Consider the following 14,224-nt stretch of genomic DNA (forward strand, 5'->3'; position numbering starts at 1 on the left):
ATGGCCGACGAGCCCGACAACATGGTTCTCATCTTGCTCCGCAAGATGGATGAGAAGATCGACCGTCTGTCCGACGACGTGAAGGACATGAAGGTGAGAATGATCAATGTCGACGAAGGGCTGGCGGGCGTGAACCGCCGGCTGGACCGAATTGAGGCTCGTGTCGACCGCGTTGAGCGGCGGCTTGAGCTTTCCGATGCGACGCACTGACCGGAGCCGACCATGACCAAGATCATCGTCGACGGCGCCGAGGTCGACGTCCCGGCCGAGTACACGATCCTGCAGGCCTGCGAGGCCGCGGGCGCCGAGATTCCGCGCTTCTGCTACCACGAGCGGCTGTCGATCGCGGGCAACTGCCGCATGTGCCTCGTCGAGGTGAAGGGTGGGCCGCCCAAGCCCGTCGCGTCCTGCGCCATGGGCGTGCGCGACCTCCGGCCGGGGCCGGAAGGCCAGCCGCCGGTCGTCTTCACCAAGTCGCCGATGGTGAAGAAGGCGCGCGAGGGGGTGATGGAGTTCCTCCTCATCAACCACCCGCTCGACTGCCCGATCTGCGACCAAGGCGGCGAATGCGACCTGCAGGACCAGGCGATGGCCTATGGCGTCTCGGGCTCGCGCTTCGCCGAGAACAAGCGGGCGGTCGAGGACAAGTACATCGGCCCGCTGGTCAAGACGATCATGACCCGGTGCATCCACTGCACCCGCTGCGTGCGCTTCGTCGCCGAAGTCGCCGGCGTGTCCGAGATGGGCGCGATCGGCCGCGGCGAGGACATGGAGATCACGACCTATCTCGAGCACGCGATGACGTCGGAGCTCCAGGGCAACGTCATCGACCTCTGCCCGGTCGGCGCGCTCACCTCGCGTCCCTACGAATTCAAGGCGCGCTCCTGGGAGCTGTCGAAGACCGAGTCCGTCGACGTCATGGATGCGCTGGGCTCCGCGATCCGCGTCGACGCCCGCGGCCGCGAGGTCATGCGCATCCTGCCGCGCATGAACGAGGACGTGAACGAGGAGTGGATCTCCGACAAGACCCGCTTCATTTGGGACGGCCTCAAGACGCAGCGGCTCGACCGGCCTTACGTGCGCGAGGGCGGTCGCCTTCGCCCTGCGACCTGGGCTGAGGCCTTCGAGGCGATCGCCGCCAAGGCCAAGGCGACCTCGCCCGAGCGCGTCGGCGCGATCGCGGGCGATCTTTCGACGGCCGAAGAGCTCTTCGCGCTGAAGGATCTGATGGGTCGGCTCGGCGTCGCCAATCTCGACGCGCGCCAGGACGGCTCGGTCTCGCATCCCTCGAACGGGCGCGCCTCCTATCTCTTCAACGCCGCCATCGCGGGCGTCGAGGAGGCGGATGCGATCCTGCTGATCGGGACCAATCCGCGCCTCGAGGCCCCGGTGCTCAACGCCCGCATCCGCAAGCGCTGGCGCCATGGCGGCGTGAAGATCGCGCTCGTGGGCGAGCGCGCCGACCTCACCTACGGCGTCGATCACGTCGGCGCCGGGACCGACAGCCTGACGGAGCTCGTCGAGGGCAAGCACTCCTTCGCCAAGGTCCTGTCCGAGGCGAAGCGGCCGCTGGTCATCGTCGGCGCCGGCGCGCTTGCGCGGGCCGACGGGCTCGCGATCCTGTCCGCCGCGGCGAAGCTCGCCAAAGGGAGCGGCGAGGGCGCGGACGGCTGGAACGGTCTCTCGGTGCTCCACTCCGCCGCCTCGCGCGTCGCCGCGCTCGACCTCGGCGTCGTTCCGGGCGAGGGCGGCAAGACCGCGGCCGAGATGGCCGCCGCCGGCGCGCTCGACCTCGTGTTCCTGCTGGGCGCCGACGAGATCGACGTCGCGCCGGGCGCCTTCGCGGTCTATGTCGGCAGCCATGGCGACCGCGGCGCGCACCGCGCCGACGTCATCCTGCCGGGCGCGGCCTACACCGAGAAGTCGGGCGTCTACGTCAACACCGAAGGCCGCCCGCAGATGGCCAATCGCGCCGCCTTCCCGCCCGGCGAGGCGCGGGAGGACTGGGCGATCCTGCGGGCGCTCTCCGAGCGGCTCGGACACAAGCTGCCTTATGACTCGCTGCCGCAGCTTCGCGCCGCGATGTTTGCCAAGGCTCCGCATCTTGCCGCGCTCGACCAGATCGCGGCAGGTTCCGCCGCCGACCTCGACGCGCTTGCAGGCCTCGGCGGCTCGTTCTCGGGCGAGGCCTTCGTGAACGCCGTCCAGGATTTCTATCTGACCAACCCGATCGCCCGCGCCTCGGCCGTCATGGCCGAGATGAGCGCGCTGCGGCGCGGCGCGGTCGCGCAGGCGGCGGAGTAAGGGCGCATGGACATCTTCCTCAACGTCCTGCTGATCCTGATCCAGAGCATCGCGCTGCTCGTCGCGCTTCTGGTGTTCATCGCCTACATCCTGCTCGCCGACCGCAAGGTCTGGGCGGCGGTGCAGCTGCGTCGCGGCCCGAACGTCGTCGGTCCCTTCGGCCTGTTCCAGAGCTTCGCGGACCTGCTCAAGTTCGTTCTGAAGGAGCCTGTGGTTCCCTCGAGCGCGAACAAGGGCGTGTTCCTGCTCGCCCCGCTCGTCACCTGCTTCCTGGCGCTCGCGGCCTGGGCCGTGATCCCGATCGCGGACGGCTGGGCGATCGCCGACATCAATGTCGGCATCCTTTACGTGTTCGCGATCTCCTCGCTCGGCGTCTACGGCGTCATCATGGGCGGCTGGGCGTCGAACTCGAAGTACCCCTTCCTCGGCGCGCTGCGCTCGGCGGCCCAGATGGTCTCCTACGAAGTCTCGATCGGCTTCGTGATCATCACGGTGCTGCTGGTCGTCGGATCGCTCAACCTCTCCGACATCGTCCGCGCGCAGGACACCGCCGCCGGGATCTTCGGCTGGTACTGGCTGCCGCTGTTCCCGATGTTCGTGGTGTTCTTCATCTCCGCGCTCGCCGAGACCAACCGCCCGCCCTTCGATCTTCCGGAAGCGGAGTCGGAGCTCGTCGCGGGCTTCATGACCGAATACGCCTCGACGCCGTACCTGCTGTTCATGCTCGGCGAGTACGTGGCCATCATGACCATGTGCGCGCTGACCACGATCCTGTTCATGGGCGGCTGGCTTTCCCCGATCCCGTTCGCGCCCTTCACCTGGATCCCGGGCGTGATCTGGTTCGTGGCCAAGATGTGCCTGGTCTTCTTCATGTTCGCCATGGTGAAGGCCTTCGTGCCCCGCTACCGCTACGACCAGCTCATGCGGCTCGGCTGGAAGGTGTTCCTGCCGATCTCGCTGGTGATGGTGGTGGTCGTGGCCGCGGTTCTGCAGTTCACGGGCTGGGCGGGGCAGGGCGTCGGGTGACGCCCGGCGTCTGGGGCGCCGTTTTCGGCGCGCTCGCCGGATTGGCGATCGGGGTCGTCGGGGCGAAGGCGCTCAACGCCGGGCTCGACGGGCAGATCGCGCGGGCGTCCGAAGAGGACGCCAGGAAATTCACGACGATCCGCCGGCTCGCCGGTCCGGTCGTCATCGCGACGACGATCGTGGAGGTCGCCGTCGTGGGCTACGTCGCCGCTGAGGTTCTCTGGGGCTAGGGCCCGGCTTGTCGCCGGGCGCCGACGCCCCCAAAACGAAGGTCTTTCGGCATGCGCCTCGACCAGGCCGCCAAGTCGCTGTTCCTGAAGGAGTTCGTATCGGCGTTCTTTCTGTCGATGCGCTATTTCTTCCGTCCCAAGGCGACCATCAACTATCCGTTCGAGAAGGGCGCGATCTCGCCGCGTTTCCGTGGCGAGCACGTGCTGCGTCGCTATCCGAACGGCGAGGAGCGCTGCATCGCCTGCAAGCTCTGCGAGGCGATCTGCCCGGCGCAGGCCATCACCATCGAGGCGGGCCCGCGCCGCAACGACGGCACGCGGCGCACCACGCGCTACGACATCGACATGGTGAAGTGCATCTATTGCGGCTTCTGCCAGGAGGCCTGCCCGGTCGACGCGATTGTGGAAGGACCGAACTTCGAGTTCGCGACCGAGACCCGCGAGGAGCTCTACTACGACAAGGAGCGCCTGCTCGCGAACGGCGACCGCTGGGAGCGCGAGATCGCGCGCCGCATCGCGCTCGACGCGCCGTATCGGTGAGCCGGATGAGCGCCTCGAAGGCTTTACGACTCCCCGCCCACGCCGTACTCACCCCCCGCGCCCCCGGCCGGAGGACCGCCGCATGATCCTGCCATCGCTGTTCTTCTACCTGTTCGCGAGCGTGACCGTCGCCTCGGCGCTGATGGTCATCTCCTCGAAGAACCCCGTGCATTCGGTGCTCTTCCTGATCCTCGCCTTCGTGAACGCGGCCGGCCTCTTCATGCTGATGGGCGCGGAGTTCCTCGCGATGATCCTGATCGTGGTCTATGTCGGCGCGGTCGCGGTGCTGTTCATGTTCGTGACCATGATGCTCGACGTCGACTTCGCGGAGCTGCGCGACGGCTTCCTGCAGTATCTGCCGGTGGGCGTGCTGGTCGGGCTGGTGATGCTCTGCGAGCTCGTCTTCGTGCTGGGCGCCTGGGGCGCGGCCGGCTCGATGGCGAAGACCGTGGCCAAAGCCCCGATCCCGACCGACGTCACCAACGCCGAAGCGCTCGGCCGCGTGCTCTACACCGACCACGTCCTGCTGTTCCAGGCGGCCGGCCTCGTGCTCCTCACCGCGATGGTCGGCGCGATCGTGCTGACGCTGCGCGAGCGCCGCGCCGGCGTGAAGCGCCAGGACATCGCGACCCAGGTGGCGCGCGGCCCCGCGACCGCGATCGAGGTCGTGAAGGTCAAGCCGGGACAGGGCCTTGGCGAGCGAGGAGCCTCCTGATGATCGTCGGGCTCGAACATTACCTCGTCGTCGCCGCGATCCTGTTCACGATCGGCGTCTTCGGCATCTTCCTGAACCGGAAGAACGTCATCGTCATCCTGATGTCGGTCGAGCTCATCCTGCTCGCCGTGAACATCAACCTCGTGGCGTTCTCGACCCATATCGGCGACCTCAAGGGCCAGGTCTTCGCGCTGTTCGTGCTGACGGTGGCGGCGGCGGAAGCCGCGATCGGCCTTGCGATCCTCGTCGTCTACTTCCGGAACCGCGGCACCATCGCGGTCGAGGACATCAACCGGATGAAGGGCTGAACCGTGATCGGGGCGACCGCTTTGCATCGGCGGACTGCGTGCTTCGAGACGGCGGCCCGGAGCCGCCTCCTCAGCATGAGGACCGTTGGTTTCCTGGCATCCTCAAAGGGTCCTCATGCTGAGGAGGCGGCTCCGGGCCGCCGTCTCGAAGCACGCAGCTCCTTTGCTCCAAGTCGTCCGGCTCCGAGCGACGCAGCGGGAGCGAACTGATGTATCATCTCATCGTCTTTCTCCCGCTGCTCGGCGCGCTCATCGCCGGCGCGATCGCTCTGATCGGGGCGCGCAAGCGCCATCCCGGCGCGGTCGGTCCCGTCGACGCGTTCCACGAGGCGCACGGCCACGGCCATGACGGCCACGACTCGCACTCGCCTCATGACGCGCATGGCCACGACGATCATGCGCATGGCGATCACGGCCACGACGACCATCACGACCATGGCCCGGTCGAGCCCGCCGCCTGGGGCTCGCGTCCTGCGGAGATCGTCACCACCAGCTTCCTGATGATCTCGGCGCTGCTCTCCTGGGTCGCGTTCATCGACGTCGCCTGGGGCGGCGCCGCTGCGCATATCGAGGTGATGCGCTGGGTCACGGCCGGCTCGCTCCATCTCGACTGGGCGTTCCGCATCGACACGCTGACAGCCGTCATGCTCGTCGTCGTGAATTCGGTCTCGGCGCTCGTGCACCTCTATTCGACCGGCTACATGCACGAGGATCCGCATCGGCCGCGGTTCTTCGCCTATCTCTCGCTCTTCACCTTCGCCATGCTGATGCTGGTGACGTCCGACAACCTCGTGCAGCTGTTCTTCGGCTGGGAGGGCGTGGGCCTCGCGAGCTACCTGCTGATCGGCTTCTGGTACAAGAAGCCCTCGGCCTGCGCCGCCGCCATCAAGGCCTTCGTGGTCAACCGCGTCGGCGACTTCGGCTTCGCGCTCGGCATCTTCGCGACCTTCGTGGTGTTCGGCTCAGTCGAGTTCGAGACGATTTTCGCCGCGGCCCCCGGCGCAGCCGACAAGACCATCAACTTCCTCGGCCACGACTGGCACGCCATGACGGTGATCTGCCTGTTGCTCTTCATGGGCGCGATGGGCAAGTCAGCGCAGCTCGGCCTGCACACCTGGCTGCCGGACGCGATGGAGGGCCCGACGCCGGTCTCCGCGCTCATCCACGCCGCCACCATGGTGACGGCCGGCATCGTGCTCGTGGCGCGCATGTCGCCGCTGTTCGAACACGCGCCGGACGCGCTCGCGGTGGTGACGGTGGTCGGCGGACTGACCGCCATCTTCGCCGCGACCGTCGGTCTCGTGCAGAACGACATCAAGCGCGTCATCGCCTATTCGACCTGTTCGCAGCTCGGCTACATGTTCGTCGCGCTCGGCGTCGGCGGCTACGGGATCGCGGTGTTCCACCTGTTCACGCACGCCTTCTTCAAGGCGCTGCTGTTCCTGGGCTCCGGCTCGGTCATCCACGCGATGCATCACGAGCAGGACATGCGGAAGATGGGCGGCCTGCGCCGCCTCATCCCGACCACCTACTGGATGATGGTGATCGGCACGCTCGCGCTCACCGGCTTCCCGTTCACCGCCGGCTACTATTCGAAGGACGCGGTGATCGAGGCGGCCTATGCGGCCCACAGCGGGCCGGCGATGTTCGCCTTCACACTGACCGTGCTCGCGGCTCTGCTGACCTCGTTCTACTCCTGGCGCCTGATCTTCATGACGTTCCACGGAGCGCCAAGGGCTTCGCTCGAGACCATGAGCCACGTCCACGAGAGCCCGAAGGTCATGATCCTGCCGCTGCTGATCCTGAGCGTCGGGGCGCTGTTCGCGGGCGTCGTGTTCTCGGGCTCCTTCATCGGCCATTCCGAGGAGCGGTTCTGGGGCGAGGCGATCTTCCGGGGCGAGCACAACGAGATCATCCACCACATGCACGAGGTGCCGAAGTGGGTGGTGTGGTCGCCGTTCGTGATGATGGTGATCGGCTTCGCGGTCTCGTGGCTGTTCTACGTCAAGCGCCCGGACCTGCCGGTGCGGCTCGCCAAGCAGCAGCAGCTGATCTACCAGTTCCTGCTCAACAAGTGGTACTTCGACGAGCTCTACGACCTGATCTTCACGCGCCCCGCCAAGTGGATCGGCCGCTTCCTGTGGAAGCAGGGCGACGGTCGGGTCATCGACGGCATGGGGCCTGACGGCATCTCGGCGCGGGTGATCGACGTCACCAACCAGGTGGTGAAGCTCCAGACCGGGTACCTCTACCATTACGCCTTCGCGATGCTGATCGGCGTCGCCGCGATGTTCACCTGGTTCATGGTCGGGGGGCATTGATCCGTGACTGACTGGCCGATCCTTTCGCTCCTGACCTTCCTGCCGCTCGTCGGCGTGTTCTTCCTGCTGATGATCCGCGGGACCGACGACGCCTCGCTCGGCAACATCGCCACGTCGCGCTCTGGACGACGGTGGTGAACTTCATCGTCTCCTGCGTGCTGTGGGCGAAGTTCGACTTCAACGCCGCCGGCTTCCAGTTCGTCGAGCAGGCCGATTGGCTGGGCGGCGCGATCACCTACAAGATGGGCGTCGACGGCATCTCGACCCCGTTCGTGATCCTGACCGCCTTCCTGATGCCGTTCTGCATCTTGGCGTCGTGGCGCTCCATCACCCACCGGGTGAAGGAGTACATGATCGCGTTCCTGGTGCTCGAGACGCTGATGATCGGCGTCTTCTGTGCGCTCGACCTCGTGCTGTTCTACCTGCTGTTCGAGGCGGGCCTGATCCCGATGTTCCTCATCATCGGCATCTGGGGCGGCAAGCGGCGCGTCTATGCGAGCTTCAAGTTCTTCCTCTACACGCTGCTCGGCTCGCTGCTGATGCTTGTCGGCATCCTCGCGATGTACGGCTACGCCGGCACGACCGACATCCAGCACATCCTGACCCAGACCAAGTTCCCGGCCGAGATGCAGACCTGGCTGTGGCTCGGCTTCTTCGCCTCTTTCGCGGTGAAGATGCCGATGTGGCCTGTCCACACCTGGCTGCCCGACGCCCATGTCGAGGCGCCGACCGCGGGCTCGGTGATCCTGGCCGGCATCCTGCTGAAGATGGGCGGCTACGGCTTCCTGCGCTTCTCGCTGCCGATGTTCCCGCTCGCGAGCGAATATTTCGCTCCGATGGTGTTCGCGCTTTCGGTGGTGGCGATCATCTACACCTCGCTGGTCGCGCTGATGCAGGAGGACATCAAGAAGCTGATCGCCTATTCGTCCGTCGCCCATATGGGCTTCGTGACGATGGGGATCTTCACCCTGAACCCGCAAGGCGTGCAGGGCGCGGTGTTCCAGATGGTCAGCCACGGCATCGTGTCGGGCGCGCTGTTCCTGTGCGTGGGCGTGGTCTACGACCGCATGCACACCCGCGAGATCAAGGCCTTCGGCGGGCTCGTCAACGTCATGCCCTGGTACGCCTTCGCGTTCCTGGTGTTCACGATGGCGAACGTCGGCCTGCCGGGCACCTCGGGCTTCGTGGGCGAGTTCCTGACGCTGATGGGCGCCTTCGGGGCCAACACCTGGGTGGCGTTCTTCGCCACCACCGGCGTCGTCCTGTCGGCGGCCTATGCGCTGTGGCTCTACCGCCGCGTGGTGTTCGGCGAGATAACCAAGCCGGAACTTCACGGCATCGCGGATCTGAACCGCCGCGAGATCGTGCTGCTCGCGCCGCTGGTGATCCTGACCGTGCTGTTCGGCGTGTGGCCGGCCCCGATCCTCGACATGTCCGCGGCCTCGGTCGACGGCATTCTCTCCTCCGCCCAGGCCGCAATCGACGCGGCCGGCAAGACCGCCGAGGCCGTGAAGTGACGGACGCCCTTCCTCATTTCGCCCTCGCGCTGCCCGAGATCGCGCTTGCGGTCGGCGCGCTGACGCTGATCCTCATCGGCGCGATCGTCGGCGACAAGGCGACCTCGCTGATCAACGGCCTCGCGGTCGCGCTGATCGCGCTGGCTGGCGTGCTCGTCGCCGTCGCGCCGGTCGACCACGGCCCGTCGTTCGGCGGCGGCTTCACCGCCGACGCCTTCGCGCGCTTCATGAAGATCCTCGCCTATGTGGCCGCGGTCGCTGCGCTTTCCTTGTCATTTGACTACATGCGCCGCGAGAAGTTCGCGCGCTACGAATACGCCGTGCTGGTCGTGCTCTCCACGCTCGGCATGTCGCTGATGATCTCCGCGAGCGACCTCATCTCGCTCTATCTCGGCCTCGAGCTGCAGAGCCTGGCGCTCTACGTCATCGCCGCGATCCACCGCGACGACATCCGCTCGACGGAAGCGGGCCTGAAGTACTTCGTGCTCGGCGCGCTGTCGTCCGGCATGCTGCTTTATGGCGCGTCGCTGGTCTACGGCACCACTGGCGCGGTGGGCTTCGCCGACATCGCGGCGGCGCTGAAAGACGGCCACGCCTCGCTCGGCCTCGTCTTCGGCATCGTGTTCCTGCTCGCAGGCTTCGCGTTCAAGATCTCGGCGGTCCCGTTCCACATGTGGACGCCCGACGTCTATGAGGGCGCGCCGACGCCGATCACCGCCTTCTTCGCCTCCGCGGCCAAGGTTGCGGCGGTCGCGATGTTCGTGCGCGTGGTGACCGAGGCGTTCCCGACCGTCACGCAGGAATGGCGGCAGGTCGTCGTTTTCGTCGCAATCGCCTCCATGGCGCTCGGCGCCTTCGCGGCCATCGGCCAGCGCAACCTCAAGCGCCTGATGGCCTACTCCTCCATCGGCCATATGGGCTACGTGCTGGTGGGCCTGGCGGCCGGAACGCCCGAGGGCGTGCGCGGCGTCGCGGTCTATTCCGCAATCTACGTCGCGATGACGCTCGGCGCCTTCGCCTGCATCCTGTCGATGCGGGTCGGCGACAAATACGTGGAGTCGATCGACGACCTCGCGGGTCTCTCGCGCACCAAGCCCGCCATGGCGTTCGTGCTGGCCATGATCCTGTTCTCGCTTGCGGGCATTCCGCCGCTCGCGGGCTTCTTCGCGAAGTTCTACGTGTTCTACGCCGCGGTGAACGCCGGGCTCTACCCGCTCGCCGTGATCGGCTTCGTTTTGAGCGTGGTGGGCGCTTTCTACTACCTGCGAATCGTCAAGATAATCTATTTCGACGAGCCAACGGTTGAGTTCGCCCCTATGACGGGGGCGGCGAAGGTCGTACTGACGCTCGCGGGCGGCTTCACGCTGCTCTATTTCATCTATCCTGCTCCGCTCACCGCCGCCGCGGCGACGGCGGCGCAGTCGCTGTTCTGAGGACCGGTTTTGGAGCTTTCGATCGCGAGACGCACGTCCGCCCCTCGGGGCCAGGCATGAGCTTCGCGCTCGGACCGGCGGCACGCGAGGCCGGCCACGATCTCGTCGCCTACGACACGATCGGCTCGACCAACGCCGAGGGCATGGCGCTTGCCCGCGAGGGCAGGGCGCCGGTGTGGGTCGCGGCCCGCGCCCAGACGGACGGCCGCGGCCGCCGCGGCCGTCCGTGGTCGACCGAACGCGGCAATCTCGCGGCGAGCTTCGCGATGACGACCTCGGTCGATGCAGCGCTCGCGGCGACGCTCGGCTTCGTGGCGGGCCTTGCGCTCGAGCAGGCGCTGCGGCAGGTGGCGGAGTCGCTCTCGCCCCGCACCGCGCGGCCCGAGCTCAAATGGCCGAACGACCTCATCGTCGACGGCAAGAAGCTTGCGGGCATCCTGCTCGAGGCCGACAAGCTGGCCGACGGGCGGCTCGCAGTGGTGGTCGGCATCGGGGTCAACATCGTCTCGGCGCCGGAAGGCATGCCGTTCCCTGCGACGGCGCTCGCCGAGCGGGGAGACCGGACGAACGCCGAGGAGCTGTTCGAGGCGCTCTCCGATACGTTCGTCACCTGGCTCGACACCTGGGAGGACGGCGAGGGGCTCGCCGCCATCCGCAAGGCCTGGATGGCGCGCGCCGCCGGCCTTGGCAGCCAGGTGGAAGTCGATCTCGGCCAGCGCCGCCTGAAGGGGCGCTTCGAGTCTCTCGACGAGCGCGGCCGCATGGTGCTGCGCCAGCCGACCGGAATCGCGACCGCGATCTCCGCCGGCGACGTCTATTTTGGACCCGCGGCCACGATCCGCGCCGAAGGATGAGCATGAACGACGATCTGGTCTTCGTGCCCCTCGGCGGAGTGGGTGAAATCGGCATGAACATCGGGCTCTACGGCTACGGCCGGGGCTCGAAGCGTCGCTGGCTGATGGTCGATTGCGGCGTGATCTTCGGCGATCCGGCCATAACGCCGGGCATCGACCTGATCCTGCCCGACATCCGCTTCGCCAAGGGCCTGCGCGGCGCGATCGAGGCGCTGGTGCTGACGCACGCGCATGAGGACCACTACGGCGCGGTGCTCGACCTGTGGCCTGAGCTCAAGTGCCCGGTCTACGCGACCCCCTTCGCGGCCGCGATGCTCGAGGCCAAACGCGCCTCCGAGCGCGACGCGCCCAAGGTGCCGGTCACCGAAATCGCGCAGGGATCCTCGTTCAAGGTCGGCCCGTTCGACGTCGAGTTCGTGCCCGTGGCGCATTCGATCCCTGAATCGAGCGCGCTCGCCATCCGCACGCCCGCAGGCCTTGTGCTGCACACCGGCGACTGGAAGATCGACCCGACGCCGATCATCGGCCTGCCGACCGACGAGAAGCGCATGCGCGAGCTCGGCGAGGAGGGGGTCGCGGCGGTCGTCGGCGACTCGACCAACGCGCTTCGCGAAGGCGTCTCGCCGTCCGAGATGGATGTCGCCGCCACCATCGCCGAACTGGTGCGCACCGCGACGGGCCGCGTCGCCGTCACCACCTTCGCCTCGAACGTCGGACGTCTGCGCGCAGTCGCCGACGCCGCGCTCGCGGCCGACCGGCAGGTGGTTCTGATCGGCCGCGCCATGAAACGGGCCGCCGACGTCGGCCGCATGCTCGGCTATTTCGAGGGCATCCCGGAGTTCCTGGAGCCTGCGGCCTACGGCTACCTGCCGCGCGACAAGGTCGTGGCCATGATGACCGGCAGCCAAGGCGAGCCGCGCGCCGCGCTCGCCCGCGTCGCGCAGGGCGACCATCCGGAAGTCACAATCGCGCGCGGCGACCGCGTGATCTTCTCCTCCCGCGCCATTCCCGGCAACGAGAAGGCGGTCGGCCGCGTCATGAACGGCTTGATCGCCGGCGGCGCCGAGGTGATCACCGACCGCACTCATCTCGTCCACGTCTCGGGCCATCCGCGTCGCGGCGAAATCGCCATGCTCTACGGCTGGCTGAAACCCGATCTCGTCGTTCCGGTGCATGGCGAAGAGCTGCACATGCACGAGCACGCGGCCTTTGCGAAGGAAGCCGGAGCCAAGCGCGTGGCGCGCGTCGGAGACGGGCAGATGATCCGCCTGGCGGGCGGCCCGACCGAGATCGTCGACGAGGTCGCGACCGGCCGGATGCTCAAGGACGGCAAGGTGCTGATCCAGTCGACCGAGCAGACCATCGGCGAGCGCCGCAAGCTTGCTTTCGCAGGCGTTGTCTCGATCGCGATCGCGATCGACGAACTCGGCGACGTCGCGACCGATCCGGAGATCCGTTTCACGGGCCTTCCCGCCCGCGACGACGAGGGCGAGCTGATGACCGTCGTGCTGCGCGACACGGTTCTCGACTGCCTCGACGGCCTGCCGCGCCCGAAGCGCCGCGACTCAGGCGCGGTCGCGACCGCGGTCGAGCGCGCGGTGCGCGGCGAGCTCAACCTCGTCTGGGGCAAGAAGCCGGTCTGCCACGTCTCCGTGCTGAGCGTCTGAGCGCCACGTGTCCCGAACGTGATCCGGGACCGAGAGCCGACAGCGGTTCCAACAAAGGCGCCGAGCATTGTCCTGCATGCGGTCTCGGTTCTGGGTCCCGGATCAAGTCCGGGACAAGAAGGGCGCGGCTGCGCCGCTTGTCCGGGATGACAGTTTCTGGAAACGAACGAGGGCGGCTCCTTCCGGAAGCCGCCCCGCGTCGAAAATCCCGGTCGGATTCGAACCGACGTCCAGGCGGGACAGAGCCGCCCGCTCTGCCGCTGAGCTACGGGGCGTCCATCTGGCGGCGGACGGACGGCCCCGTCAATCCACCCAGACGAAGCGGACGTCCTTGCCGCTGAACCAGCGCGCCTTTTTCAGGTAGGCGGCGAGATAGGGGTTGTTGACCGCGACGCCGTGGACGAGCTCCGGCGTCGGCCGGAATTTCGAGACGTCCGTGCGCGGCCGCGGCGCCGACCAGCCCGACGTTTCCGGATCGACGCCCCGCCGACGGCAGGCGGCCTCGATGTCCGCGCGCGTGCATGTCGCGTCGCCGCGCAGCACGCTCCAGGGCTTTGGCAGGTCGCGCCAAACGGCGGTGTCCGGATGCACGCCGCCGCCGGTCGAGCGATGCCAGTGCGCGACGTCCCCGGCCATGAGGCGCATGACCTTGCCCGGCATCATCTCGTCGAACAGCTCGTCAAAGCCCATCGCGGTCACCAGCGCGATCCAGTGGTCGCGCGCCCGGTTCCAGGCGCCGGCGAGCAGGTTCCAGGTGGAAGAGTCGTTGCCTTGGCGCACGATCATGTCGTGCATGTCGATGCGCGTCTCCTCGCTCGCGCGCTTCAGCCGCTCGGCCGTCATGTCGAGAATCGCGAACCACTGGCCGAGCAGCCGGCCCTTCTCGTGATCGGTCAGCCGCGCCAGCACGTCCTCGCGCGGAAAGACATGCGCGACCGCGAACCAGCGCGTGGCCTCTGGCCTCTGGCCGCAGAGGGCGAGCAGCGCCTCGCTCAGCTGGTCGAACGGCTTCTGCTGCCCGAAGATGGTGAACTCCGAGCGCAGCTTCATCCGCGCGGCGTAATAGGCGACGAAGCCCGCTGTCGGCGCGTCGTCGCCGAGATCGTCGAGCGCGAGGCGCGGCGCGAGCGCGGCCTTGCCGACCAGGATGAGGCCCGCGCGCGCCTCAACGTCGGCGAGGCGCGCCGACTTCTCCTCGAGCCGCACCGCCAGACGAAAGAGCTTCGTGTAACGCCGCCGCGAAAGCTCAAGACCCGCCGCGGAGCGGGCTGCCCGATCGGTCCGACCATGGCGAAATCCTGCGCCAGGC

Annotated in this window: 12 protein-coding genes, 1 tRNA gene and 1 pseudogene; 12 read left to right on the forward strand and 2 right to left on the reverse strand. The window is 67.6% G+C overall.

Annotated features, from left to right (window positions below; genetic code table 11):
- The 12 genes and pseudogenes from K6K41_RS26050 (at position 1) to K6K41_RS26105 (ending at position 12,915) form a co-directional block, all read left to right on the forward strand.
- Positions 1 to 210 carry a hypothetical protein gene (locus K6K41_RS26050; RefSeq protein ID WP_261402944.1) on the forward strand — a complete coding sequence of 70 codons (210 nt, stop codon included), beginning with the start codon at positions 1 to 3 and terminating at the stop codon, positions 208 to 210.
- 12 nt (positions 211 to 222) lie between these two features.
- On the forward strand, positions 223 to 2,304 hold the full coding sequence (gene nuoG, locus K6K41_RS26055) for an NADH-quinone oxidoreductase subunit NuoG (RefSeq protein ID WP_261402945.1): 2,082 nt from the start codon (positions 223 to 225) through the stop codon (positions 2,302 to 2,304).
- A 6-nt stretch (positions 2,305 to 2,310) separates the two neighbouring features.
- The gene (gene nuoH, locus K6K41_RS26060) at positions 2,311 to 3,330 is read left to right on the forward strand and encodes an NADH-quinone oxidoreductase subunit NuoH (RefSeq protein WP_261402946.1); all 1,020 of its coding nucleotides are present in this window, start codon (positions 2,311 to 2,313) and stop codon (positions 3,328 to 3,330) included.
- Complete coding sequence (locus K6K41_RS26065) at positions 3,327 to 3,560, forward strand: hypothetical protein (RefSeq protein WP_261402947.1); 234 nt, start codon at positions 3,327 to 3,329, stop codon at positions 3,558 to 3,560. Before nuoH ends, K6K41_RS26065 begins: the two co-directional genes overlap by 4 nt.
- Before the next feature lie 51 nt (positions 3,561 to 3,611).
- A complete protein-coding gene (gene nuoI / locus K6K41_RS26070) occupies positions 3,612 to 4,100 on the forward strand; it encodes an NADH-quinone oxidoreductase subunit NuoI (protein ID WP_261402948.1) in 489 nt (162 codons plus the stop codon).
- Between the two features lie 82 nt (positions 4,101 to 4,182).
- Complete coding sequence (locus tag K6K41_RS26075; protein ID WP_261402949.1) at positions 4,183 to 4,815, forward strand: NADH-quinone oxidoreductase subunit J; 633 nt, start codon at positions 4,183 to 4,185, stop codon at positions 4,813 to 4,815.
- Positions 4,815 to 5,123: an NADH-quinone oxidoreductase subunit NuoK gene (gene nuoK / locus K6K41_RS26080; protein ID WP_261402950.1), complete on the forward strand. Its 309-nt coding sequence runs from the start codon at positions 4,815 to 4,817 to the stop codon at positions 5,121 to 5,123. Before K6K41_RS26075 ends, nuoK begins: the two co-directional genes overlap by 1 nt.
- Positions 5,124 to 5,332: 209 nt before the next feature.
- Positions 5,333 to 7,444, forward strand: coding sequence for an NADH-quinone oxidoreductase subunit L (nuoL, locus tag K6K41_RS26085; RefSeq protein ID WP_261402951.1), 2,112 nt, complete (start codon positions 5,333 to 5,335; stop codon positions 7,442 to 7,444).
- Between the two features lie 3 nt (positions 7,445 to 7,447).
- Positions 7,448 to 8,961: pseudogene (locus K6K41_RS26090) on the forward strand (NADH-quinone oxidoreductase subunit M).
- Positions 8,958 to 10,394 carry an NADH-quinone oxidoreductase subunit NuoN gene (gene nuoN, locus K6K41_RS26095; RefSeq protein ID WP_261402952.1) on the forward strand — a complete coding sequence of 479 codons (1,437 nt, stop codon included), beginning with the start codon at positions 8,958 to 8,960 and terminating at the stop codon, positions 10,392 to 10,394. The pseudogene K6K41_RS26090 and the gene nuoN overlap by 4 nt, the downstream one beginning before the upstream one ends.
- Positions 10,395 to 10,450: 56 nt before the next feature.
- Positions 10,451 to 11,248, forward strand: coding sequence for a biotin--[acetyl-CoA-carboxylase] ligase (locus tag K6K41_RS26100; RefSeq protein WP_261402953.1), 798 nt, complete (start codon positions 10,451 to 10,453; stop codon positions 11,246 to 11,248).
- On the forward strand, positions 11,245 to 12,915 hold the full coding sequence (locus K6K41_RS26105; RefSeq protein WP_261402954.1) for a ribonuclease J: 1,671 nt from the start codon (positions 11,245 to 11,247) through the stop codon (positions 12,913 to 12,915). The genes K6K41_RS26100 and K6K41_RS26105 overlap by 4 nt, the downstream gene beginning before the upstream one ends.
- 202 nt (positions 12,916 to 13,117) lie before the next feature.
- Here K6K41_RS26105 and K6K41_RS26110 read toward each other — a convergent pair.
- Both K6K41_RS26110 and K6K41_RS26115 read right to left on the reverse strand, forming a co-directional pair.
- Positions 13,118 to 13,193 (reverse strand) — tRNA-Gln (locus K6K41_RS26110).
- 25 nt (positions 13,194 to 13,218) lie between these two features.
- Positions 13,219 to 14,121: a hypothetical protein gene (locus tag K6K41_RS26115; protein WP_261402955.1), complete on the reverse strand. Its 903-nt coding sequence runs from the start codon at positions 14,119 to 14,121 to the stop codon at positions 13,219 to 13,221.
- Between the last annotated feature and the right edge of the window lie 103 nt (positions 14,122 to 14,224).

Origin of the sequence: Chenggangzhangella methanolivorans (genome assembly GCF_019797865.1) — a bacterium.
In the GTDB taxonomy this organism is placed as follows: domain Bacteria; phylum Pseudomonadota; class Alphaproteobacteria; order Rhizobiales; family Methylopilaceae; genus Methylopila; species Methylopila methanolivorans.